The 24,267-nt window shown below is 59.5% G+C and carries 22 protein-coding genes; 8 read left to right on the top strand and 14 right to left on the bottom strand.

From position 1 onward, the window contains the following. Positions 1 to 47: 47 nt before the first annotated feature. From AC3IR9_RS12490 to AC3IR9_RS12480, 3 genes are all read right to left on the bottom strand, one after another. A complete protein-coding gene (locus tag AC3IR9_RS12490) occupies positions 48 to 1,196 on the bottom strand; it encodes a cellulase family glycosylhydrolase (RefSeq protein WP_489291053.1) in 1,149 nt (382 codons plus the stop codon). A 113-nt stretch (positions 1,197 to 1,309) separates the two neighbouring features. Further along, a complete protein-coding gene (locus AC3IR9_RS12485) occupies positions 1,310 to 2,413 on the bottom strand; it encodes an aldose epimerase family protein (RefSeq protein WP_489291052.1) in 1,104 nt (367 codons plus the stop codon). A 136-nt stretch (positions 2,414 to 2,549) separates the two neighbouring features. Then, positions 2,550 to 3,479 carry a 2-dehydro-3-deoxygalactonokinase gene (locus AC3IR9_RS12480; protein ID WP_489291051.1) on the bottom strand — a complete coding sequence of 310 codons (930 nt, stop codon included), beginning with the start codon at positions 3,477 to 3,479 and terminating at the stop codon, positions 2,550 to 2,552. Positions 3,480 to 3,586: 107 nt separating this feature from the next. Between AC3IR9_RS12480 and AC3IR9_RS12475 the strand changes: the two genes are divergently transcribed. Continuing rightward, a complete protein-coding gene (locus AC3IR9_RS12475; protein ID WP_489291050.1) occupies positions 3,587 to 4,597 on the top strand; it encodes a glycoside hydrolase family 43 protein in 1,011 nt (336 codons plus the stop codon). Between the two features lie 397 nt (positions 4,598 to 4,994). Here AC3IR9_RS12475 and AC3IR9_RS12470 read toward each other — a convergent pair whose 3' ends face one another. Further along, entirely contained in the window at positions 4,995 to 5,939 is a 945-nt protein-coding gene (locus AC3IR9_RS12470) for an NADP-dependent oxidoreductase (protein ID WP_489291049.1), read from the bottom strand. Between the two features lie 103 nt (positions 5,940 to 6,042). Between AC3IR9_RS12470 and AC3IR9_RS12465 the strand changes: the two genes are divergently transcribed. Both AC3IR9_RS12465 and AC3IR9_RS12460 read left to right on the top strand, forming a co-directional pair. Beyond that, positions 6,043 to 6,813, top strand: coding sequence for an AraC family transcriptional regulator (locus AC3IR9_RS12465; RefSeq protein ID WP_489291048.1), 771 nt, complete (start codon positions 6,043 to 6,045; stop codon positions 6,811 to 6,813). Between the two features lie 411 nt (positions 6,814 to 7,224). Beyond that, positions 7,225 to 7,521 carry a hypothetical protein gene (locus AC3IR9_RS12460; RefSeq protein ID WP_489291047.1) on the top strand — a complete coding sequence of 99 codons (297 nt, stop codon included), beginning with the start codon at positions 7,225 to 7,227 and terminating at the stop codon, positions 7,519 to 7,521. A 920-nt stretch (positions 7,522 to 8,441) separates the two neighbouring features. Here the strand turns inward: AC3IR9_RS12460 and AC3IR9_RS12455 are convergent. From AC3IR9_RS12455 to AC3IR9_RS12445, 3 genes are read right to left on the bottom strand one after another with little or no spacing between them, the layout of a single operon-like run. After that, entirely contained in the window at positions 8,442 to 8,786 is a 345-nt protein-coding gene (locus AC3IR9_RS12455; protein ID WP_489291046.1) for a hypothetical protein, read from the bottom strand. Beyond that, entirely contained in the window at positions 8,783 to 9,088 is a 306-nt protein-coding gene (locus AC3IR9_RS12450; protein ID WP_489291045.1) for a hypothetical protein, read from the bottom strand. The genes AC3IR9_RS12455 and AC3IR9_RS12450 overlap by 4 nt, the downstream gene beginning before the upstream one ends. Positions 9,089 to 9,129: 41 nt before the next feature. After that, entirely contained in the window at positions 9,130 to 9,903 is a 774-nt protein-coding gene (locus AC3IR9_RS12445; RefSeq protein WP_489291044.1) for a hypothetical protein, read from the bottom strand. Positions 9,904 to 10,013: 110 nt separating this feature from the next. On the opposite strand from AC3IR9_RS12445, the gene AC3IR9_RS12440 reads away from it, so the two are divergent. The 5 genes from AC3IR9_RS12440 (at position 10,014) to AC3IR9_RS12420 (ending at position 15,352) form a co-directional block, all read left to right on the top strand. Beyond that, positions 10,014 to 10,352 carry a helix-turn-helix domain-containing protein gene (locus AC3IR9_RS12440; protein ID WP_489291043.1) on the top strand — a complete coding sequence of 113 codons (339 nt, stop codon included), beginning with the start codon at positions 10,014 to 10,016 and terminating at the stop codon, positions 10,350 to 10,352. A 70-nt stretch (positions 10,353 to 10,422) separates the two neighbouring features. Then, positions 10,423 to 11,712 carry a SidA/IucD/PvdA family monooxygenase gene (locus AC3IR9_RS12435; RefSeq protein ID WP_489291042.1) on the top strand — a complete coding sequence of 430 codons (1,290 nt, stop codon included), beginning with the start codon at positions 10,423 to 10,425 and terminating at the stop codon, positions 11,710 to 11,712. A gap of 46 nt (positions 11,713 to 11,758) precedes the next feature. After that, positions 11,759 to 12,241, top strand: coding sequence for a hypothetical protein (locus AC3IR9_RS12430; RefSeq protein ID WP_489291041.1), 483 nt, complete (start codon positions 11,759 to 11,761; stop codon positions 12,239 to 12,241). 350 nt (positions 12,242 to 12,591) lie between these two features. Next, on the top strand, positions 12,592 to 14,859 hold the full coding sequence (locus AC3IR9_RS12425; protein WP_489291040.1) for a UvrD-helicase domain-containing protein: 2,268 nt from the start codon (positions 12,592 to 12,594) through the stop codon (positions 14,857 to 14,859). Between the two features lie 40 nt (positions 14,860 to 14,899). Beyond that, a complete protein-coding gene (locus AC3IR9_RS12420) occupies positions 14,900 to 15,352 on the top strand; it encodes a hypothetical protein (protein WP_489291039.1) in 453 nt (150 codons plus the stop codon). A 214-nt stretch (positions 15,353 to 15,566) separates the two neighbouring features. Here AC3IR9_RS12420 and AC3IR9_RS12415 read toward each other — a convergent pair. The 7 genes from AC3IR9_RS12415 to AC3IR9_RS12385 form a co-directional block, all read right to left on the bottom strand. Beyond that, positions 15,567 to 16,672 (bottom strand): IS3 family transposase gene (locus AC3IR9_RS12415; RefSeq protein WP_489291038.1). Its coding sequence is split into 2 segments (ribosomal slippage): positions 15,567 to 16,414 and positions 16,414 to 16,672, totalling 1,107 coding nucleotides; the frame shifts between segments, so codons are not numbered across the junction. A 968-nt stretch (positions 16,673 to 17,640) separates the two neighbouring features. Next, on the bottom strand, positions 17,641 to 18,198 hold the full coding sequence (locus AC3IR9_RS12410) for an ankyrin repeat domain-containing protein (protein ID WP_489291037.1): 558 nt from the start codon (positions 18,196 to 18,198) through the stop codon (positions 17,641 to 17,643). Between the two features lie 60 nt (positions 18,199 to 18,258). Beyond that, positions 18,259 to 19,776: a catalase gene (locus AC3IR9_RS12405; RefSeq protein WP_489291036.1), complete on the bottom strand. Its 1,518-nt coding sequence runs from the start codon at positions 19,774 to 19,776 to the stop codon at positions 18,259 to 18,261. Between the two features lie 187 nt (positions 19,777 to 19,963). Then, the gene (locus AC3IR9_RS12400) at positions 19,964 to 20,761 is read right to left on the bottom strand and encodes a hypothetical protein (protein ID WP_489291035.1); all 798 of its coding nucleotides are present in this window, start codon (positions 20,759 to 20,761) and stop codon (positions 19,964 to 19,966) included. After that, the gene (locus tag AC3IR9_RS12395; protein ID WP_489295822.1) at positions 20,751 to 21,017 is read right to left on the bottom strand and encodes an HNH endonuclease; all 267 of its coding nucleotides are present in this window, start codon (positions 21,015 to 21,017) and stop codon (positions 20,751 to 20,753) included. The genes AC3IR9_RS12400 and AC3IR9_RS12395 overlap by 11 nt, the downstream gene beginning before the upstream one ends. A 387-nt stretch (positions 21,018 to 21,404) precedes the next feature. Continuing rightward, the gene (locus AC3IR9_RS12390) at positions 21,405 to 21,893 is read right to left on the bottom strand and encodes a hypothetical protein (RefSeq protein WP_489291034.1); all 489 of its coding nucleotides are present in this window, start codon (positions 21,891 to 21,893) and stop codon (positions 21,405 to 21,407) included. Between the two features lie 125 nt (positions 21,894 to 22,018). Next, positions 22,019 to 23,428, bottom strand: coding sequence for a site-specific integrase (locus AC3IR9_RS12385; RefSeq protein ID WP_489291033.1), 1,410 nt, complete (start codon positions 23,426 to 23,428; stop codon positions 22,019 to 22,021). Between the last annotated feature and the right edge of the window lie 839 nt (positions 23,429 to 24,267).

Raw genomic sequence — 24,267 nt, 5'->3', positions numbered from 1 at the left:
GAGCGCGGTAGGTGGCCCGCCATCAGGCGATGGCGGGCGGATGGGTGTCAGAAAGCGGGAACGGACTTGCGCGGGGTCTTGGCGAGCTTGCGGAACAGCTCCGCCTCGCGGGCCCGGTAGGGGGTGCCATCGGCCTTGAGCAGGTCGTGGAACCACACGGTCGGCGGCTCCATCGTGTACGGGCGCTGCCAGCTGTCCCACGGGAAGCGGGTCTGGATCGCACCGTCAACGAAGCCCCAGTTGATCATGCCGATGTTCTCGCGGCGGGCGATCGGCAGGATGGTGTCCACGTTGGAACCGGCGCCGCGCGCCAGCCACTCGGTGCAGATCAGCGGGCGGCCATACTTCTTCAGCTGCGCCACGCGCGAAACGAAGGCTTCGGGCTGCTCGTAGTTGTGGAAGGTGATCACGTCCGAGCGCTCCAGCTGGGTGCGCTGGATCGAGGTGAGCGAAGCGGCACCCGGCGACCAGTCATCGCCGATCCACACGCCGCTGGTGAGCGGCTGGGTCGGCTTCTTCGCGCGGGCCCAATCGAAGATCTGCGGCAGCAGTTCGGCAATGCGTTCCTGCTCGCCCTTCAGCTGCTTGTCCATGTAGTTGCCGCCACCGGGGTTGTCCGGCTCGTTCCACAGGTCCCAGGCCAGCACGCGCTTGTCGTTGGCGAACGCGCCCACCACGCCTTCCACGTACTCGCGGAAGTGCTTGTCGTTGGCCGGGTCCACCAGCATGTGGCGGCTCGGGCTCTGCACCCAGCCGGAGTTGTGCACGCCGGGAATGGGGCGGTGCTGCGGGCCCAGCTTCGGGTCCGGGTCCCAGCAGCTGTCGAACAGCACCAGCATCGGGCGGATGCCATGCTTTTCAGCAATGCTCAGGAAGGTATCCACGCGCTTGATGAAGCCCTGCGGGTCCTGCTGCCACAGCAGGTCGTGCAGGTACACGCGCATGGTGTTCATGCCGAACTGTTCGTGTGCCCAGCCCAGCTCGCGGTCGATCGCTTCCGGGTCGAAGGTGTCGGCCTGGAACATCTCCAGCTGGTTGATCGCGTTGGAGGTGGTGTAGTTGGCGCCGACCAGCCATTCCTGCTTCGCATACCATGCGTCGGCTTCGGCCGGTGTCCAGCGCGTACCATCGTTCGCATGCGCCATCGGCGCCACGGCGAGCAACGTCGCCAGCAAGGGGGAAAGCCACTTTCGCATGGGATGCATCTCCTTGGGTCATGGGCTGCCCGTCCTGGCGTGAACCGGGAGGCGGGCATTACGTGGTGGTAGCGGTGCCGGTGCGGTGACTGGCGGGTGCGCGGTGCGCGGAATCAGCGGCGCGGTGTTGCGTCGCGGTCCGTAGAGAAGTCGTAGACGATCCGGTTCAGATAGGTTTCCCCCGGCGCCAGCCGCGCCGAGCCGAACGCCGGCTGGTTGGGCGTATCCGGGAACAGCTGCGGTTCCAGCGCGATGGCATCGCCCTGGCGGTACACGCGGCCACTCTTGCCCACCGTGCTGCCATCCAGGAAGTTGCCCGAATAGAACTGCAGGCCCGGCTGGGTGGAGAGCAGGGTCATCACCCGGCCCGAGCGCGGGTCATGCACGCGCGCTACTTCGCGCAGGTCACGCACCGGCGCCTTGCTGATCACCCAGTTGTGGTCGTAGCCCTGGCCGATAAGGAGCTGCGGCTCATCGCCCCGGCGCAGGTCGCGGCCGATCGGCTTGGCCTTGCGGAAATCGAACACGGTGCCTTCCACCGGCTGCAGCACACCGGTTGGAATCAACGTCTTGTCCACCGGCGTATACGCGCTGGCCGGAATGGTCAGCTCGTGCTCCATCGCCGAGCCGGAGCCTTCACCGGAAAGGTTCCAGTACGCGTGGTTGCTCAGGTTGACGATGGTGGGCGCATCGGTGGTGGCGCGGTAGTCGATCTCAAGTCGGCCATTGCCCTTCAGTGCATAGGTGGCGGTAACGGTCAGCGTGCCCGGGAAGCCCATTTCGCCATCCGGGCTCACGTGCTGCAGCGTGGCGTGGTCGGGCGTGGCTTCCACGATCTTCCAGACCACCTTGTCGAAGCCGCGGGTGCCGCCGTGCAGGCTGTTGACGCCGTTGTTGACCGGCACCTGGTAGGTCTTGCCATCCAGCGTGAAGCGGCCCTTGGCGATGCGGTTGGCGAAGCGCCCCACGATGGTGCCGAAGTACTGCGGGTTGTCCAGCGTGGCCTGCAGGTTGCCGTCGCCCAGCAGCACATCGGCGAACTTGCCGTCGCGGTCGGGCACTTCGAGCGAATGCAGCGCCGCACCCAACGTGAGCACCCGCGCCTGCATGCCGCTGCCATCGCGCAGCAGGATCGATTCCACCTGCGTGCCGTCGGCGGTCTTGCCCACCACGGTGCGTTCCTGGGCGCCTGCGGCCCCCACCACGGACAGCGCCAAAGCGCCGATCAATCCTGCAGTCTTCCCCTTGCCAGCACGCATTGCCCAAGACCCCTCTCGATGTCGTGGAGCGTACAAAAACATATAATCAGACAATAGGCACGTTGCGACGCAGCAAGCGTTTTGGGCCAGTGGCTCAGCGCGGGCTGTTGGCGATGGCGTGGATGGCGGAAAACCCGCGTACAACCGCCTCGGCAGACGCAACGGTGTGCGCTGCGATGCCCAGTTCTGCCAGCGCTGCCTGGTAGAGGCGGGTCACCGGACCCGAGCCCACCAGCGGCACCGACGCGCTTCGCAGGGCAGGAAATAACGCCAGTGCGTCGGAAATTTCAGCACCCGCGAGCAGGCCGCGCAGGTACGAACTGGTTTGATCACGGGGCAGTACGCCACGGATCATTCGTGCACGCACCCCGAACAGCAGGGCACCCAACCCGAGCGATCCATCCGCTGCCGTACGCACTCCTTCGGCGAACGAGGGGCCCACCGCCCCCGGTCCTTCCAAGGCCGACGCAAGCAGGCCGCCGCTGGCCAGACGGTCGAACAACTCGCCCGACATGGCGGTCATGAAACTCTCTACGCGTCCGTTGCTGAGCTGGATCCATTTGGTGTGCGTGCCGGGCAGGGCGACCATGGCATCGGGGCCCACGTTGCCACCACTCAGCAGGCCAAGCAGCTCCGTCTCCTCGCCGCGCATCACGTCCGGCGCCTCGTCGACCGGGCGCACACATGCCATGCCCGGGACGATGCTCAGCTCAAGCTCGCCGATGCGCGCTGGCACAAGGCCCTGTGCCACCGCTTCAACGCCTGCAGGGCACTCCACGTAGCCCGCATCCACCCACCCCACGTTTGAGCCGATCATGCCGGCAGCGTAGGCACGACTGGCGTTGGGCCAGCGTGTCCGGATCGCGCTGGCGGCAGCGGCCATGCCCTCGCGCTGTAGTTTGGCCACCCCCACAGGCGCGTCGTACGAGCCCAGCATCCGTCCATTGGCACCGATCAGGTACGCGCGCAGATTTGAACTGCCCCAGTTGATGCCAATGATGCTGTCGGTGTCGTGCTGCTGCATGGCTGATCCTTAGGTGAAATGGACTGGGGTTGCCTATTGTCCGATTATATGGTTTGGTTGCGCCGCACTGGCAAGTCCGCCAGCGCGGCATTCCACGGGAGGGGAACATGGTGAACGGCACGCTTCGTGCGCTAGTGATTGCGGCGCTCCTGCAGGCATCGGCAGGCGCATCCGCGCTCGATCCGGCGAAGGACAATCCGCTGCTGGACTCGGGCCCGGACCCGTGGATCACCAGGGAAGGGCAGGTCTTCTATTACATGGGCACGCACGGCGATCGCCTGGCGATCCGAGCCACCACCGATCTTGCGAAGCTCGATGCGGCACGGGAAATCACGGTGTGGCGCCCGCCGGCGACCGGGCCAAACGCCATGTCGATCTGGGCGCCCGAACTGCATCGTATCGGGGGCAAGTGGTACATCTACTATACGGCCGCCGCCAGTGGCGTCACCGAAGGACAGGAAGACGCGCATCGCGGCGTGTTCGTACTGGAGAACAGCAGCGCCGATCCCACAACGGGCGAATGGCGCGACCGAGGCCGCTTGGCCACCGCCCATCCCGGAATAGATGGCACGACCTTCACTGCCGCGGGCAAGCGCTATTTTGTTTACTCCCCGTATGTCGGTCCGGACAGCGTGCTGGCCATCGTGGCCATGTCCAATCCCTGGACGCTGAGTGGCGCGGAGACCATCATCGCGCGCCCCGACCAAGCCTGGGAGCGGCAGGGCGGCCGACAGATCCTTGAAGGCCCGGAATTCCTGGAGGGACCCAAAGGGGATCTGTTTCTGACGTATTCAGGCAGCGCCTGTTGGTCCGATGACTACGCAATTGGCCTGCTGCACGCCAAGGCGGGCGCCGATCCTTTGGATGCCAAGACCTGGTCAAAAGCCAAGCAACCCATCTTGGTCAAAAATCCGGCAGGCAATGTGTACGCACCCGGCCACAACGGCTTCTTCCACATGACTGATGGCACCCCGTGGATCATCTACCATGCCAACCCAGGACCTGAAATGGGCTGCACGGCCAACCGTTCCCCGCGCGTGCAGCCAGTGCGTTGGGACAAGAACGGTAGGCCTTTGCTGGATCTGCCGGTCGGACATGGCGTGGACGCGCGTGAGTAGATGGGTTGGGGCATCTAAGCGCCCTCGCTGGCATTTGCCGGAGGCAGTGCTTCCAAGCTGTCAGCCCGTACCGGTTTTCCGAAGTGCCAACCTTGTCTTATGCTGTTTGGGGCAAGGGTTCGGAGCATGCTTGCCTCAACATGCGTCTCGATTCCTTCAGTCGCCACGTTTCCATCAAATAGAGCCAAAGTCAGGTGGATGGAGCCAACGTGCTCGAAATTTTGAACAAAGGCACGGTGCGCCGCGTCATTCCGGGAGAGCCAAGTGCTGCCAGCGGACGTCGTTGGCTGATTAGGGATGTTTATCGGGGTAGGGCGAGTGTCCGCTTCTGGCCTATAGCGGAAACCGCAAGCGACAGGCTTCTTCTAAAGAACCATGGATGATTGCGTCTGCACCACTACGCAATCGTCAGGACGATCTTCCCTCGGGACCGGCCAGCCTCGGACAGCGCGAGCGCCTGCCTTGCCTCAGCGAGAGGGAACGCCGCTTCAACATGCGGGGTAACCTCTGCCCTCTCGGCCAACGCAGTAATTTCCTTGAGGCTGGCGGCGTTTGGCAGAGTAAAGGATCGCTTCACGGTCACGCCAAAGCGCTCCGCTTCATCCTGAGGGAAGGCAACAATGGTCACCATGGAGCCGCCCTTCCTCAGGACTTTGAAAGCTCGCTGGAAGGTGTCGCCACCCATCGTATCGAAAACCACATCCACATCGTGGACGGCCTGTTCGAACGGCTCCCGGGTGTAGTCGATGAATTCGTCAGCGCCTAGACCTCGAACAAACGCCTCGTTGCGCGCTGAGGCCACTGCGGTGACGTGCGCGCCATGCGCCTTGGCCAACTGAATTGCGAGAGATCCCACGCCGCCAGAACTGTTCGTGATCAGAAGTCGCTGCCCAGCCGAGAGCCCGGCTTCGTTGAACATCGCTTGCCAGGCAGTGGTGCCCGCCAGGGGCAGGGCGGCTGCATGGACAATGTCGAGATTGCCCGGGGTTCGAGCCAGATGGCTTGCCTGGGCGATGGCGTATTGCGAGAAGCCGCCTGATGAAACCATGCCATACACCAATTCGCCTTCCCGGAAATGGTCGACGCCCGGGCCCAATGCCTGGACCGTGCCGACAACCTCGCTCCCAAGTCGAATCGGCAGCGTCATGCCCATGCGCTGCCCTGCTCCGGCGCGGATCTTCCAGTCGATAGGATTGACGCCGGCGGCGCCCACTTTTATCAGGACTTCGCCCGCTTTGGGTACGGGCCGGGCTACCTCGGCGAGCTCGACCTGATCGTTGGACCCATAAGCCCGGATAAGCACACTCTTCATCGTCGTTGTCATCGTCATCGTCATCGTCATCGTCATCGCTCCAGTCTCATTCGCTTGGCCATCAATGTCTGGAAAGGATAGTGATAAGCTTCTTCGATGTGACGCCAATCCACATCGCACACAGGCCAAAGACTTGAAGGACGCTTTCACGATCCACCGGGCATTGAAGCCGAAGGGCTCGGACCTGCCCCACCACGTCCACGACGAAGGGCAACTCACCTTCGCGGCGTCGGGAACGGTACAGGTGCATACAGACGAAGGCGTATGGCTCGTCCCACCCCAGCTCGTCGCGTGGGTACCGGCGGGGGTTCCTCATCGCTTGGATATCCTCACCGAGGCTGAGCTTTGGATCATCCTTTGGCGAAAGGAGGCGATCCGGGACTGGGCGCCACCGTCGTTCCCGGGGCGGGCGTTCGTCTCGCAGGTGACGCCGTTGCTGCGAGCCGTCCTTGACGAGGCCGTATCAGTCGACCCTGGAAGCGAGAAGGCCGAGCTGATGGTGCGGCTGGCGCTGCATGAGCTGACCGTGCTGCAGGACGCACCGACCTTTTTGCCGATACCGAAAAGCGCCTTGGGCCGACGGTTAACAGACCTTGCCTTGGCAGACTATCGGAATGCGCTGGAGGTCTCCGTATTGGCATCCCGCGCCGCGACCTCGGCCCGGTCCGCCAGCAGGCTGTTTCCGCTGGAGACGGGGATGACGCTGAAGGCTTGGCGACAGCGGGCGCGGATCGTATGGGCAATGGAGCAACTGTCGCGAGGCAAGAGCATCCCTGCTGTTGCAACGCAGGCGGGCTTTGCCAGTACCGCTGCCTTCTCGGCCGCATTCAGGCAGGTAACGGCAACGACACCCACCGCCTTTCAGGGTGGAGCGAGCTCGAACGCTTACGAGGAACGGGGGTAAAAGCAGTACCTAAGTCCGCGCACGAAGGTGGGTTGGTCACTCGCCCTCCGATAAGTTCTGCTTACTCCGTGTGCTGCTGATGATGTCTGCTTCCGCTGTTGGCTGAAACCGGACATGCGACTACATCCGTGCGTTTCAATCGTGGAGTCGCGGCCTCGTGTCCCAAGCCACATCTGCAGCTCCGCCCTTGCCAACTTCCGCTAGCAGCCACTGCGCGAACGCCTTCACTGGGCCCGTAGTTAGGCCGATCGGTTCGGGCAGCACCAGGCAGAACGTCTTGGACACCGCCTTGCCCTGCGGCCATGGCGCCACCAGCCGGCCTTGCGCCAGCTCTACCTCCACATAGCAGTGGCAGATTGACAACCGCCGCATTCGAGCTAGGTTCTGAACTCACCCTTCAGCGCCTTGGCCATGGATCCAATTTCCTTCATTCAGCATGTCAAGAAAAGTGCGCTTACCGAGCCTGCTGGGGACGTGCTGATCATGGCGAGAGTAGGGCTGAACACACTGTTCGACGCCGACGGTTACCCAGTGGATCTCAGCGAACTCATGGCCCTGGGGTCGCTGAACCACGCGGTGACCCGATCGTTCTTGAATTACTGTGCAGCGGATCCCCCGCTCTATGTGGGCTTGGACGAAACAATGGTCATCGGACTGCTGAACATTGTTCAGTGCATCCCTGTAGGTCCCATAGGGGAGGATTGCTAAGTGGACCTCTCCTTGTTGATGAAGCACCTCCGCACAAACGCTCGCCATCGTCCTCTGATGACGCGAATCATGTTCAACCGGATGGGGTGGGCCCAGGCAGTTCCTGTCGATATATCAGAGCTGCAGAGACTAAGCGGGGCTAGCCGGGCGCTGATCAACGGATTCCTTGACTGGAGTCGCGTCCACCATGACGTGAAAGTGAGCGAGAAGAGCTTGGATGAGTTGCGACTCTGGCAACAGCCCGAAGTGCCTTCACGCGTCGCCAGACCAAGGCGTGTCCATGCTTCCGACTAGGGCCGAAAAAGCACGCGGTATCGCCTTATGTGAGCCTCGAGTGTATCAAGGCCTAAGTTGCCCAGGGCATATTCCTCAAACATCCAGCAGATGGCATGAAGGTCGCCCAAGCCGACCTTGATCAGCTTCGCCATCAGGATGTTCCACGTTGACTCTTCAAGATGAATCGCGCTCCTTCCCACTTGATTCAATGCTCTGGTAAGTAGCATTGGCGCCAATGGCTGATCAGAGCTGATGTCTCGAGCTATGGTGGGAAAGGGGCCTGCACGTAGTGTTGTTTCCCCATTTTGTCTAGAGGCGTCAAGGTAGGACCAAGCCAAGACGGCCATCACCTCCATAGGATCGGCACCCTGAGCACACAGAAGCTTGACCAGCCGGTCCCAAGGGGGAAGAAGAGGAAATCCAAGCAGGGCGGATACGCGGTCCTCGCAAGTCATGCTTTCATCATCGTTGTGATAAGCCAACACTGAACCCTAGTGAGTGAAGAAGAGGTCGCCAAGGGCAGCATCGTCGGGCGCTCTGAAGCCACTTTGGAAGTGGAAGGGCGCTACTTGACCCCTGCGCTCTGAGCGACGCCAACGAGAAGGCCCCCAACTTTGGGGCCTTCTTTGATCCGGCGAAGCTTCTTAGGATTGGGTCAGCTGCGCCCAGAGCACTAGGAGCGTCATGGGCAACCCACTCAACACTCCGAACACCCAGAGGGCTCCCATAAGAGTCAGCGGCGTCATGATCCACCACTGCCACCAAGTGAAGCCGTGGTCCCGCTGCCGAGCCTCCCAGGCCGCCGAAGAGTGCAGGCGTTCTGCCTTCCGCGTTCCTCGCCGGGCCATCAGCGGCCCGACGACGAAGCCAAAAGGTCCGAGGAAGAGCAGGGTCAGGGAATACCACCAGAAGAAGCGATCGCGCGGGGTCAGCAGCCTCTTGTGATTGAGCTGAGTGGTGCCGGTTGCGGGTGTAGGAATGGCGGTCATTGGGCGTAGGCCTTCCAAGATCCGTTCGCCTTCGCATAGCGCAAAGTCTTGTCGACAGGAAGCGGCACTCGGTTGCCCATCATGCCCACCACGACGGTGCCTCGCGTGTCGCACCGGTAGCCGGCCGCGTCCTTGGCCCTCGTGCACCCGGTCAGAGAGAACCCATCGATCGTGAGGACGGGGGCCGAGGCGCTCTGGGCCATCAGGTCGGCCAGAGCTTGGCGGGCTTCCGCCTCGGAAGGCGTTGAACTACAGGCGGTCAGGCAGAGAGCCGCCGCAGCGGCCAGGATCCATACTTTCATGTCGATTCTCTTCCTATTGGTGGGCGCCCAGGCCCCGGTATTCAGCGGTCGCGATTGCCATCGGCGTTGAATCCTGCGATCCACAGACGGCCGTCTTTGAACGGGGTCAGTAGTCCACTGGCCCCGGGGTGCAGGTCGGCGGTCTGGATGAAGCCCGAAACCCAGGCGACTCGGAGAGCCACGTCAACGGCGCGGTCGGAAACGCCGGGGCGGGATACGTTGACGACAAAGGGCTGGGCAGGCGGGTTGGGGCCGGTGGAGCGTCTGGCCCCGGTGTTGGGCTTGCCAGCGGGCACGCGGACCCCGGTGAGGGTGTCCCGCCCCTTCCACAGTGCAGAGGTGTTCAGCTCGGCGGTGTCGCCCAGATCGTCGGTATCTGTCACTGCAGCATTGGCGCAGGTCCGGAAGACCTCGGTCGTGGACGCCGTGGCGCTGGTCCAGATCTGCGCTTCGACCGTCCAGCAGGGCAGGGACGCGCCCCACTCGGTGTAGGTCAGTGCCACCCGGGGCCAGTCGAGCTTGCCCTGCTGGGCCAACTGATGATTGTCACGTTTGAACAATCCGGGCAGCTTCCCGCCTCCGCTGACAGGCGTGTAGATGGCTCCCATGTCGTTCGAGCGTCCAGGCGCCGCTCGGTTAGTGGGGGAGGACTTGACGCCGATGGCCTGCTGCCCGGCGTCCTTAAGGCTGGTACCAAGCTGGCGGAAGAACCCAGGCTTGTTTGCAGCTACCGGCTCCTGTTCTTGAGCGAGGGCGGGGAGGGAGAAAGACAGTGCAAGGAGCGAGGCGACCGCTCCGTGTCGTGAGTACTTCATATGCAGCCCCTGTAGACCGCCAACCCGGCGGCATTTACGATAATCGCAGATGTATGGACGACAGCCAAGCGGCACACTTAAGGGAATTCAGCTTTCGTGCAACGTTCTAGATGCCTAAACCCAAAACGCCGGCCACGATCTACGGCAGACGGCTCCGAAGCGCTCGGATGGCCTTGGGGTGGACGCAGGCTGAGTTGGCGCAGCGCATCGGGATGGTCGACCACGTATCGGGGGCTACCCGCGTGAGTCGCTATGAGACCGGTCAGCATGATCCAGACCCAGCGACTGCTGAGGCGCTGGCAAAGGCACTTCGGCTGCCCTTGGCGTACTTCTATGCGACACCAGAGGTTTTGGCCGACATCATCTTGTTGGTCTCCCGACTTCCGCCAGCCCAGCAGAAGGAAGCCCTCCAGAGAATTCGAGACTTGGAGAACAAATCTACCTCGTAGTAGCTCAGGGAAGATCAACTCTGCTCGAGGTCCCTTGCCTGGGCGGATCAATCGATTAGGGAGAAGGTTCTTGAATCCGAAGAGGATTGCCGTTGTCGGTGGAGGGGCAAAGGCGGCAGCAATAGCTGCTCGTGCTGCCGTAATGAACGCTGAGGGGGGATTCCAGAAGATCGAAGTGACGATCTTCGAGAAAGCCCACGTCGGAGCAAGCTGGACCGGACGCGGTGGGTATACAGATGGAGATCAACGCCTGTGTACACCGATCGAGCGCGATCTTGGGTATCCCTATCCAAAGGCACGCCCCACCATCGGCGCGGCGATACACCAGAACTACTCTTGGAGCAGCTTCCTGTTGTCACGGTCCGACAACGCCTTTGTGAAGTGGGTCGATGGTGGGCGGTTGCCGCCGTCGCACAAGATGTTCGCGGAGTACATCGTTTGGGCAATTGGAGAATCAAAAGCTCGAGTGGTCAATGCGGAGGTGGTTGGGCTGCTTCCCTCAAAGGCAGACTGGAGAGTGCGTGCCCGCCGCTCATCAGCTCCTAGGCTTGAGCCGGGGGTGTTCGACAGCATCGTGGTGACCGGGCCGGGACCAGCAAATCGAGTCCAGGCGCCGCAATCTGCAACGAGAATATTCGACGGCCAGAGCATGTGGAACCGCTTGGCTGCAGTTAAGAGGGCGTTGGATCGACCAAGTCCAAGGGGGGCGAACTCGGGGCCGATTGCGATCCTGGGGGCAGGCGGGACCGCCGCTGCAATTCTGGGGTGGCTGGTCAGAAATGGATTCAAAGACAGGGAAATTGTGATCATTTCCAGTCAGCCTGCCTTCTACACGCGAGGCGATAGTGTCTTTGAGAACAGACTATTCAATGACGAAGATGCTTGGGCGTCTCTTCCTGAAACGTCAAAGTCTAAATTCGCTGAGCGACTGAACCGTGGTGTGGTTTGGTCCACAGTGATGGAGCAGGTGTCGATGGCTACTGCAGTCAAGTTTGAATTCGGCACTGCAGAGAGAGTGTTTGGAGAGAAAGACGGCAGCTATCGCGTCAGCGTGTCGAAGCCGGATGGGCCGCCGTTGAATGTTCCAGCTCAAGTTGTCTTTGATGCCATCGGCTTCCAAGAAGCTTGGTGGCTCGGTCTTATAGAGCACGAATCAGTTCTGGGCTCAAACAAGGGAGAGTTGAAGGAGGCGTTGCGCTCAGGAATGCTTGGAAGCCTTAGGTTGGCCGGCCCCTCCTGGGATCTGCCGCGTCTCTACGCTCCAATGCTCGCCAGCACTATTGGCCCCGGTTTTCAAAGCCTGATGTCCTTGGGGGGCATGGCACACAGAGTGATTGAAGACCATTTGACAGAGGTCTAGCCCGGGCGTATACATATGTACAGGTCCTATCGTGACGGTGCCCGCAATGGCTGACTCTAATTCTGCCAACTCTAGAAATCTTGTACTTCGCACGATCTATATCGATCCCATGCTGGATGATTGGCTTAAGCAACAGGCCTTTTCCTCCAACACGAGCAAGAACGATCTTTTTCGGCAGTACATCGAGAAGGGCATCGTGGCGGAGGCGGAGCAGGACTCTAAATCCCCTAGGAAGTACGCCGACGTTCTCTCGATCTTCCAAGATAGCGTAGCCAAGCAAGTGCTGAACACTCTGCTTGCCAAAATTGGAGGATCTGCAGCCGGGGCAAAAGCGAAGAAATCCACGTCTGTTGCCGACGCTGCAGGCGATAAGCCCGCACGTTACGCAGGGACAGCAGCTTCGGCGCGCACGCGTTCCGGTGCAGCTAAAAAGGCCGCGGCGAAGAAATTGCCTGCCAAGAAGGCCGTTAAGAAAACGGTTAAGAAGGCAGTCGCGGCGCGACGTCCTGCTGCAAGAAAGACGGCTTGATCAAAGATTGAGTCCGGTGACTGCTAGGTGCCGGATCTTTGACAATGAATTTACGGCTGTGGAAGCGGTCTGCTTTTTCCATGCAAAAAGTTGGTTTGTAGCAATCGAAGTGCGACGATATTTTGACGCCAATCATCGGTCGATAGTTTTGGTAGGCTTACCATCAGTCGTCCTTAGGTTGGGTGTATCAGATGTCGTCAATCGATGGATCTCTATTGGCGCGAGTCAAGGGGGTCGTTGACAGAGTGCTTTTGGCGCTCGCTCGGGATCAAGTCGAGAGACTTTGTGATAAGTCCTTCCAGGATGGGTTTAACAAGGGTCTAGAAGACGGGCGCTCAGAAGGCTTCAGGATGGGCTTTGACGAAGGCCAACTTGTGTATCTCGTTGAAGATGCTGCGCCGCCGGAGCGCAAGCAGTTGGATCCTGGCCTATACGGACCTTCAACCTTTCCCACCAAGAGTGTGGAAGTGGAGATGCGCAAAGCAGTGAGCGTTGCCGTTTCGTCGGGCGTTGTGCGTGCTCCGACGGATGAGCAGTGGCAGATGATACTCGCGGACCATCCTGCGACCTGCATCTCAGCAGGTGCTGGTTCGGGCAAGTCAACGACCTTGGTGCTGCGCGTGGTCTTCATGCTTGAGTACTTGGGGATCTCTGACGAAGATCTAACAATCATCTCCTTCACGCGAGCCTCGTGCGAGGAGTTGCGTCTGTCGCTAAGGCGGGTACTTTCGCACTGGCGCGGCAGGCCCCTATCGAAGGAATGGGCTGAGCGGCGTGTACGAACATTCCACTCTGTCCTTTGTGGCCTTGCGGCTACGTCCCTTCCAGGCAGAAAATTCTTCGACTTTATTGGTGGTCAATCCGAAGCGGATTTGCAGCTGGGAGAGGAGGATGTTGATAACCCAATGACGTCCTCACGCCTAAATGACAAGCAGGCGGAGCTGTTGGTTAGTGCCTATGGATCTCTATTCAGACGAGACCCAGACTTTCGTGCGGACGTCATCTCGATCCTGCGAGCTGAGCTTTCTGTGGTGAGACCGCAAGTTTCCGGTAAGGAACTGAAGCCGGGTCGCTTCTTCTATGCGGAGAAGCGGGACAGCGCGGTTATCCGGATGGTTCAGAGTCTCTGGCAGGCGGACGGGTGGCCATTCAGTGGCGTCAGGGCTGAGCTGACTCCAATCCCAGCCTCACTTGGCGGAAGGGTGTTGTTTGCCAATGGCGTGGAGGAGGGGACAGGAATTCCCATCTTGCTGGGATTGCCGCCTTCGGCCGAGGAGCAGCAGCGGGTGGCATTGGTGTCGGCCGAGGGCGTCAACGATGTCCCATTGGCTCAGGCCGTTGCTGAGAAGTACAAGATCATCTCAAGGTATGCCGAAAAGCCTTACATCCTGATCCAGTCAGAGTCCGATCTAAAGAATTTCCTGCTTAGGCAGAAACACCTGCGTGCGGCCGCCAGCCTGGACGGCGATTTTGATGCTCCCGTGTTTCCCTTGAGGCTACAAGGGGAGATGAAGGAGGTCTTGATCTATGAGGCCCTGTTTACCCAAGGCTCGTTCATTGAAACCCTCGGTACAGAGGTGAACCAGCTGATAGGTGCAATGCCCGCGCCGCAGGTAATGGACGCAAATGCCCATTTTTTGAGTGCTCTATCGCGTTTTTGGCCGCACTTGCGCTCCGAGATGGAGTCTCAGAAGCTGCATACCTTCAACCAGGCATTCCTGGCACTGACATCCATGGCTGAAACGGCGCGCTTTGATCTGGCAAGGCTTGGGAGTCTGCGTCATCTACTGGTTGATGAGTTCCAAGACATCTCGCCTCAGATTGCATCGTGGCTGAAAGCGATGCAGCGCCGTATCCTCGTGGAAAACCCAAGCAAGCCAGTGAGCATCATGGCGATCGGCGACGACTGGCAATCCATCTACGGTTGGAGGGGGAGCGCGCCGCAGCTCTTTATCAAGTTCGCTGAGTATTTCCCGGCACACCGCGCTCTCGGTCCAGCGCGAGAGCTTGTTCTTACCGCCAACTTCCAATCCGTGCCACCAGTAGTCAGGGACGCCGAGCGGCTGATCGCCAAGGTCCGGGCAAAAGTGGAGAAGACGTGCTTCCCACAAGTCGAACAGCTGCCGGGTGACCATGGTGTATCGCTGCAGCAGTACGCGCCAAAGGACGGATTCCTGTCCAATGATGCTGAAGTTGCGCACCTGCAGAGTGAGATTTCATTGCACTACAGATCAGCAGTCGCAATGAAGTCGAAGTCGGTTGAAAAGGTGATTGTGATGACCCGGAGCAGAGCCTTGTCTCAGCGTCTCGTCAAGGCAATGCCGGCTTCTCGATTCCCTGGGATGAGGATCTGTACTTATCACCAGGCCAAGGGCTTGGAGGCCGACGTCGCCATCATGGTGGGCGACTGCGCACCCGGTGAATCCCATCCGCTGCGCAACATGTTCTACGCGGCAAGCGGCATGTACGTGGGCTACTCGTACGATGACGCGAGTGCGGATGAGGCGTTGCGGCTTGCCTATGTGGGCGTGACCCGAGCGCGTCGTCGAGTGGTCTGGCAAGTGAGGAAGGCTACCCCAGGGGGGACAGCCGTGGTTTACGCTGCGGAAGCAAAATGAAGGCGAGAGAACTCCTAGTGGCTAGATGAGGAGCAAGTGCATGCGCAAGGAAGACCTGATTAGGGTGGCCAGCGATTTGGGCTGGGCAGAGGCCTATGCATCGAACGCCGACTTCGAGACGGTGTTTGACGACATGTTCAACGCCGTTGAGAGCCTGTCACCTGACCTGGAGGCGCGGGCCAGGGAGCTCGCGTTTCCTCAGTTGCATCATGCCTGCTTGGAGGCTGACCTGGAGGTGGTCGGAGCACTGCTGGATGCAGGGATCGCGCCGGATACTTATCCTTGCACCGAGGACGAGGATGATGAGCCACCTTTGGTATGGGTTGCCCGGGATGAAGCTCTAAGCATTGAGCAAAAGGTCCAAGTCGCCACGCTGCTACTTGAACGCGGAGCCAGCATTGACGAGGGTGGAGCACTGGAGCATGCAAGGGAGTCGGCTGACGAGGAATTTTCAGCGTTCCTGATCAGGCGTGGTGCTGTTGAACAGGACTAGCCCGGGCTCGGGCCGTTGTTTGAAGTGCATTGTTGCCTTGGGATGAACTGGAAGGAGAAGAGGATGTCTTGGACTACCGATACGTCAGTAGTTGGAAATGGGGATGCAACGCAAGAGCACTGGAAGACGGTCTACGGTCCCGGGAAGAAGGTTCCTGTGTCTGGTATCTATCGTTGTCTCGGCGACGTCCCCCCGGCTTGAGTAGTGGGCGGGTTTAGAGTCCGGTGCTGATGTTATCTTTCTTCGCCGCCAACTGGGCGGCGTACTGGACGGGTGTTAGACCGCCAAGCGCTCTTTTGGGTCTTTCTTCGTTGTAGTCGCGCCGCCAGCTTTCGATACTGGTACGGGCATGAAGCAACGTCGGGAACCAGTGCTCGTTGAGGCATTCGTCGCGCAGCCGTCCGTTGAAGGACTCGACGTACGCATTCTGGTTCGGCTTGCCCGGTTCGATCAGACGCAGGGCAACATCCTTTTCGTGAGCCCAGGCCACCATCGCCTTACCGCAAAACTCCTTGCCGTTGTCTGTCCTGATCACTCGTGGCAAGCCGCGCTGCATGGCCAGTCTGTCCAGTACCCTGGACACGCCTTGCCCGGAAATTGCCCGCTCCACTTCGATGGCCACAGCCTCGTGGGTGGCGTCGTCGACGATGGTCAGGCACTTGATCACCCGGCCTTCCGCGGTGCGGTCGAACACGAAGTCCATCGACCACACCTCATTGGCAGCGGACGGCCGCAGGAGAGGCTGGCGCTCGCCTATCGGCACCTTCTTACGCTTTCTGCGACGCACCTGCAGGCCCGCTTCCTGATACAGGCGCTCCACTCGTTTGTAGTTCACGACAAGCCCTTTCTGCCGCAGTTTCAAATGGATCATGCCCACCCCGTAGCGTCTGTGCCGATGCGCCAGCGCAGCGATCTGCTCGCGCAGCTCAACGTTGCGGTCGGCCCGAGGCTCATAGCGCAGCGCGCTGGCGCTCATCCGCACCACCGTCAGCGCTCGCCGCTCGCTCAACCCCTTCTCGACCATGCTCCGCACCAGCAGCCTGCGCGCCGGGGCGGTCACCACTTTTTTCGCAACGCATCCTTGATGACGTCGTTCTCGAAAACCTGCTCTGCCAGTAGTTTCTTCAGGCGCGTGCTCTCAGCCTCCAGGTCCTTGAGCCGCTTGGCGTCGGGCACACTCATGCCACCGAACTTGCTGCGCCACAGGTAGTACGAAGCCTCGCTGAAGCCGTGCTGACGGCACAGGTCCTTGATGGGCATGCCGGCCTCTGCTTCGCGCAGGAAGCCGATGATCTGTTCTTCGGAAAAGCGTTTCTTCACGTCCAATCTCCTTGTCACTGAGGATTGGACTCCAAACAGCTGCGCTACTCAATCTTGGGGGGACGTCGTCGGTTGTAAGCGCGAGATTGCCGCGAACAAGAGCGATCCGTTCCCTCCGCAGAATCATCATCAGCATGAGCTCAATGAAGGGGATATCCGCTGGAAGCTCAATGTTCGCGCGAATACAGCTGGGTAGTAGGGCCCGACAGTCAGTTGGTTCAAGGCGGTATATTCGCGCTTTCGCATTGGTGGGTCGGCCAGCTCGCCGCTTTCTTTGTTGCGCGCATGCTACTGGGTGGCGCTGCGGGCATAGATGCCCACCTCTTAGGCGTCCTGCTACAGAGTCAAGGACGGCTGAATCGTTGCTCGGCAAGGGATAAACAAGAAGTTAGCAGCCTGGTGAGGTAGGTGCTTGAGCTAGTGTTGGCGGAAATTAACGATGCCGTTGGCCGTGAACGGCGTTAGTATCGCGGTGAGGACGTAGTTGGTTGGATGTCCCTTTCCTAGGACGTTGTATGCTTCCCGGTGCGTTTGGATGAATCCGGCCAAATGGGTTAACCCCAAACGCTCAGCAATCGGCTCTGCAGCACTCAATTCGTGTTTAACAACCAACAATCTGAGGAGCGCAAGTGATGGCAATCAAGCCTGGTCCGAAGCCTATCGCCAAGTCAACTGGCAAGCCCGATCAGCGTAGAAGGGACAACAAAGCTACGCCGGGAAACACAGACGCCCTTAAGCCCCACAAGCATAAGAAGGGTAGTTGAGCCTGCCGCTCAGCCAGTCAGTGTGCGTTCGTTTCGCTTACGCGCGCCCGGCCAGTGGTCGGGCGCGTTCTGCAGTTCGCGAGAAGCGCGGGGTGGCGTACCAGCCACAGCGTAGGGGGTAACCTCGGGGCGTGGCGCTGGCATATGAACTGTTCCATGTAGGACAGGGGATCCGTCTGTTTCCAAGCCAAGACTGGAGCCATCTCACCGACTCGGGACGTTCCGGAACTCGCCTTGCAGCAGCGTATCAACTGAATTTCCACGAGCATCCTGGACGTCAGTCCTTGCGCCTCGGGCCTTCAGTTCATCCAGGATTTCTAACCTTTGGAACAGGGCGGCATACATTGCCGCAGTCTGACCGGATCTGTTTCGTTGGTCTGGTGCGCACTTGGATTGCAGTAGCCGTTTCGCAATCTTCATCTCCCCCTTGAAGATTGCCCCCATGAGTGCCGTGTTCCCTTGACTGTCTTGTACGCATGGGTCGGCACCGGCCGATAGAAGCTGTTCGACCGCAGGCGCATGTCCGTGATAGGCCGCTAAGATCAACGCGGTGTAGCCCTTGCTGTCTTTAACATTGAGGTCAAAGCCAGCGCTGATGAATTCGGCCAGCATCGCCTGGTGGCCGGCCCGTGCGGCGTCTAGCAACATCTCGTTGAGTTGGGCTCGAGCGTCCACTTGGGGCGGGGGAGGGCGCTGGCCCGTACCGGCGGCACCAGCGGTCGCAGTGACTAATAGCAATGCAATTGTGTAGAGAACTCGCATGTCCATACTCGGCTTTTAGCGCATCGCGACTGGTTGCGATGCGCAGTGTAGGTAGAGGTGCTAGTTCTCAAGTGCGGCAGCTAGCTGCTTGACTCGCGCAAGGTTGCCACCGGCCACCCGCGCCACACCGCTGCCGTAATTAGGGTCGGCCTTGTACAGGTAGGAAAGCATGATGTGCTTGCTGACATCGTCGGTACCGGCCAGGGACTCACCGAAGCTTTGGATAAGATCCTGTTGGTCCTTCCTGGTGTATGAGCGGAACAGCTCGCCAGCCTGCTGGAAGTTCTGCTCGCGCTGAATCTTCATTTGCTGCGTGCTGCCGAAAAGTGGCAACGAGCTGTAGCGACTTGCAGTTGGCTGAGGTCGCGGCGACAGCCGGCTTGGCTCGTAGTTGATGCCGCTGGTCGTGCGCCCGTGATTCATTGGGCCATCTTGATTTCCGTTATTGACGGCCATCGTTGGACGATTGATCGGAAGACTCATGCCGTTGGCGCCGACGCGATACATCTGCGTATCGGAATAGGCAAAGACCCGGCCCTGCAGGAGTCGGTCCTCGGAGGGTTCAATGCCTGGAACCACGTTGGCAGGGGCCATTGCCACCTGCTCGGTCTCCTGGAAAAAGTTCTCGACGTTCCTATTCAGGACCATCTCGCCGATCTTTACTTCCGGAACGCCCGGCCAGATTTTCGTTGCGTCCAGCGGGTCAAACTCGAAGCCGGCGAGTGCTTCAGGTGTTAGAACTTGGATGTGAAGCTCCCATCGAGGAAACTCGCCGCGCTTGATGGCTGCCACCAGATCTGTAGTCATGTGGCTATAGTCCCGACCTTGGACCTCTGCGACCTCTTTAGGGGTCAAGTTCGACTGGCCCTGCATGCTCTTCCATCGGAATTTGACGTAATGGATTCCGCCCTCTGCGTTGACCAGCTTGTATGCATGGACGCCGTTCCCGTCCATGAAGCGGTAGCCCTTAGGTGTGCCTTCGTTCGAGTACAGCAGGGTCAGAGTCCTCACTGCCTCCGGGACATGTGAGAAGAAGTCGAAACGACGCGAGTCGTCGTCGAGATTGGTCCGCGGATCTGGCTTGAACGCGTGCACCATGTCCGGAAACTTGATCGCGTCGCGAATGAAGAACGTGGGGAAGTTGTTTCCAACCAAGTCCCAATTACCCTCAGATGTGTAGAACTTGGTCGCAAACCCGCGGGGGTCACGCAAGGTTTCCGGCGAATGGGTGCCGTGAACGACCGAAGAGAAGCGAACAAAGACCGGCGTCACTTGGCCCGGATGAAATAGTGCTGCCTTTGTGAGGGATGAAACATCGGCTGTCGCGGTGAACTCTCCATGTGCTCCGGTGCCTCGTGCGTGCACAACCCGCTCAGGAATGCGTTCCCTGTCGAAGCGTTGGAGCTTCTGGATGAGCTGGATGTCCTGCAGCAGCACGGGACCGGTTGCGCCAGCGGTTTGGGAGTTCTGGTTGTCGCCCACGCTGGCGCCATTGTCTCGAGTAAGCGGGTTCTGAGCGCCAGCAAGCTGGCTGGATGTAAGTAAGACTGCCAGGGCCGCGATCTTCAGACTGTGCATTCGATATCTCTCCGTCGGGAAGAGATAGCCTCCACGATGCTTCGTCTGCGTTGAATTCGTTAGTTCTTATCGGTCCGATAGCCAGGACAAACTGTTGTCTTCGCTGCCCTCGGATCTGCTTTTGGCGGATCGGTAGTCCTGAGCATGGGGGCGCTTTGCCATGTCCATGGATCAGGTCGCCCGGACATCATCCCGGACTCCACACACGAGCCGAGTGCCGGTGAGTACGCTTATTTCGGAGTGCCTCAATGTGGTTCTCGGTCGATGCATCCCTCTGGGAGAAGGAGTTGCATCTAACAAATTCTATGTCCTCCCAGAAGGCGACAACAGAGAAAAGCATCTGATCCAACAAACTGCGAGGGAGCGTAATAGCGGAGAAGAGGGGGTGGGATGGCGCATCAGCCGGGACGCTGATCTCGATGCCGGCGATACTCAGCACGGTGCCGGGGGCCAGCCAATGGGACCAGAGCGATGGGCACAACATATGGAGTTCTTCGGCGGAAGATCCATCCCCATGGCGTAGAGCGTTAGCCAATACTCTGAGCACCTTGAGGTCTTGATAGTCTCCGAAGAGCTGAATCGGAGCGTCTAGCAGCTTCTTGAAGTGTCCCGGAACGCTGGTGGCCTTTTCTTCAGACCAGTCGCTGCGTTGGATTCCTCGTTGAGCGGGAGCGTCCCACGCCCGGTGTTTAGCGATCGCAAGGAGAAGGCTCCGAATCCCTCTCTCATGCATGGATTGAGTGGTCAACAGAAAGCCTTCAACTGTCCGGTGATGAAGCGCTGCATATGAGTCTGCTCCAAAGATTCTTTCGGCCGAGTTCTCGCTTTGCTCCATGGCGGAGATCTTGTGCTCCAAAGCATCCAGCGAAGGAGCCACCACTTCGTCGCGGAACATGGTGAGTGCATGCATGTCTAAGCCAGCGAACGCTACGACGTTGTGGTCAGACCATCGGATCTGATCTAGTGAGGAGGGTTCAAATGTCATGCCAAGGCATCCTTGCAGAGGGCCACCATTTTCCCTGCGCGACCCTACGGAGCACCAGTACTTTGAACTCTTCTGCAGACGGGGCAGGCGCTGCCCGTTTGTGCCTGCGGTGATTGCAGGTGGCGTGAGCAGCTACCACGTTGTGCTTGGAGTCTTTGCCCCCGTCCTGTTTGGCCACTAGGTGTTCAGCGGTACATCTGAACGGAGCAGCCGAACGTGGGCGAAGGCCTAGTTCATCCGGGGAGGCCTCCCACATTTCAAAGCCGCAGTAGTAGCAACGACCAGACTGTGCCTGGAAGGCAAGGGTGCGGAGAGTTCTAAGGGTCTTGCTGGTCATGGTGGACTCCGGAATCGATAAGGATTCCCGCGCCCCCATTGGGTGGACCTCGGGCACCCGGCCCCTAAGGTGGCCGAGCACAACGCCTGCGCTTCTGCGACTGGCAATCGGGTTATACGGTGTAAGTAGGGGGCGCGGCAAGCCCTAAACAAAGAGGCGTTGTGGGCCTGATCTTCAACCTGTAGCCCGCACTGAGGTGCCGTGGCGAGTGGCTTTGCCAGCTCGATCGAAACGGGTGCGGCATTGAGCGGGCCGCGGGACCGAGGGGAGTACGACTCGGCGGTTGAGCTAGCGGCGCGCATCCTCTCATTGGGCGGGGTCTAGATCTTCGGAGAGCTGCCGCCAAACATGGGTGGCCGTGGCACCAAGGTTGATGAGAATCGCAGCGTCTCCAATCTCGGAAAGCCGATCAAGGAGGTGCCTCCGTTCGTCCCCTTTGAACACCCAGTAGTCGTGGTAGGGAGGGGAACAGACCAAAGCCGCATCGGTGGAAGGTGACCCCGTCCGGAACAGCCGCCTCAGCCCCTCTTGGGACACTACCGAGTTGGCCTGGTCGTAGGTCAGCCCCATTTCGATCAGTTGCTTCGCCAGCCGCATCAGGCAGAGATCAGTGAAGCCAAATCGCTTCCAAGATGCGCGGACAGTGCTGAGATCCGGGGCGGCAGCGTCCTTGCCCACCATCGGGATGAGGACACCACTGCGGCCTAAGAGCCCGCGCTTCAGGTAGCTACGAAAGCCCTCGTAGCCGATGCCTACTATCTCCGCGGCGCGGGCAGTGGTGACGGTCGTGTCCATCTCGACTCCAAAAGTGGTGTTGTCAGGACCAATAATGGACCGAGCGACAATCGGTGTCAACAAGACCGATTTGCAGGTGCCGCCTAGGGCAGAAAGGGCCCGCTAATCGCATCTTCCCGACTCACCTACGGGTAGAAGCTCTTCTTGTCCCGCAGTCGCTCCTTGAACTGTCCTCGTACATACTTTGGCAGAACGACTGGGGGCGTGAAGTCCTCGAGCATCTTCACCGATAACGGGCGGGCTTGTTCCGGCAGCATGCCCTCATAAGCTCCCCTGATAACAGGTGCTTGGTCCTCCCTCACTTGTCCAGTAGTTGAGTGGCCGGTGATCACCGCAATCTGCGACGTTGTGTATCCTTTGCTGATCAGGGAGTTGATCAGTGTGTGGCGGAATGAGTGAAAGCTGACGCCTTTCGAGAAGCCAAGTGTTTTCATGTAAGCGCCGAACTGGTGTACCAATGCCTGGCTGTAGCGCGCGTTTGTTTCACCGGTCTTTTGGTTGATACCCGCAGATAGATGCGGGAAGAGGCGCGGATGCCTGCACTCCTTGATGTCCTCCAGGAACTCCAAGAGACCAGCGTCCAGCACGGGCTGTGCTATTGGAACTCTTCGTACAGAAGAGGGTCCCTTCAGGCTCTGTCTGCTCTTCGTGCCTTTCGCCCCCGCAAGGTCATCGTCAGCGGTGACGCGGAGGTAGATAAACCATGTGTCTTCCTCTAAGGCGATATCCGCGACCTTGAGCTGAGCAATCTCGCCGATACGAGCGCCGGTGTAGAGCCCGAGGATCGGCGCCCACCATCGGTGGGGCCATTTCCTTGCCCAGGGTACAAAGTTGGACTGTTCGAAGATGCGCTGTAGCTCCGCGTTGCCAAGCGAGCGATTGCGCTTCGGTTGCACGCCGACAAGATCCTTTCGGATCTTGACGAACGCATCCATCGGTGAGGCAGCAATGGCTTTTGCACTGAGTAGCGCGTTGAAGAAGGCGCTCAAGAGTGCTCGCTGAAGCGCAAAGCTAGAAGCGGCAGGGGGAGGCACGTTCATGCTTTTGCCCAGTTCTATCAGCTCTTTAGCGGGAAGAAGCTTCAGTTCCCTATCCGAATGGGCGCGCGATCGTGGCTGCCACCTCAAGAGGTCGCAGAGCATGTAGATGTGATGCCTTTCAATGTTTGTGACACGGATGTCTCCACAAACCTTCTGAAGGTTTGAGAGGGATCGAGCGGATGCCTCGATAGAGCCGGACCGAATGCTCCTGCGTTTCATATGCAGCAGATAGTCCGCTATCTCTTCTGACAACAATCCGGCCGGCGTTGCTAGTGGCAGTGTGGGCGGGTAGATCGTGCCGTTTCTGCGTGCCCCGGGGCGCGCGGTTTTGTCTAGAGCGAAGCGAAGAAGTTCTTCAAAATTTGTTCTGGACTTTGCATTGCTTATTTCGACGCCGCAGAACTTAACTCTTCCGACTTTCACGAAGTCAATCTTAATGACGCTGTCGGTGGCGTCGAGCTGAGATGGGTTTGGTGTGGTCTTTGCGCTTTCCACTTTGGCTGCTTCCGTTGGTGTCTGCAATCTTGATACGGGAGCAATTTGTCAAGTCAATTCGTGGTCGCCTGGAGTCGCATGGGCGGAATAACACCTTTAGGATTGGGGTAGGGGACGCTCCGATGGGCAAGGGAGCGTGCATTCTTGTGTTCGCAAATGCCGCCAGCATGCCTATATTTAAAGGGCTTCTTCAGTTGCGTGCTAGCCATGTTCCGGAGATCGACTATACTGTTCAATAATGACTTTCCTAACAAAACAGCCAATTTTAGTTAGTAAATTAAGCTGTACCTAGGATGAATGTTTGGTTATTTCGTGGGGTATTTGTTGGGTGGTAATGGCGATTCGGAGTGAGAGTTGTGGTTTGGGCGGAGCTCAGGCCCCTGCCCACCAGATCCAGCGTGGCTCAACGCCCAGACTCATCACCTCTCCAAGGCTCTGAAGTCTCTTGATAACAAGAGGGGCGGGGCCTCGCGGGTCTGCCTAAGATGTGTCGACAGCGGGGCTGTCGATAAGCTGGGGGGTCGAAGCAGTTCAGCTACGGCCTGGCTCACCCCGGGCAAGGGGGAAATCACTCGCCGGGGTGTCGCTTCTTCCACTCGGTATGTGCGACGGTTCCCTCCCAGGCAAGGAATGCCTTTAGCGGGCGCCCTCGGCCAGACCACGTCTCACCGCTGAAGGGCAGCCAGAACCGGAGCGTCAGGTCTATCTTTTGAGCCCTGGCGGCCTTGGCTCGTTTAGGCGGCTTCGAACTGACGTTCCGTCCGATCGCTTCGCGGATCTTACGCTGCTGCGTGGGGCTGAAATCCTCGAAATAGGCAAGGCGCAGCCTACTGCAACCA

The sequence above is a fragment of the Stenotrophomonas sp. GL_101 genome (assembly GCF_057835675.1).
The sequence above is the reverse complement of the archived record's forward strand: the minus strand, read 5'-3'. Positions and strand labels throughout refer to the sequence as shown.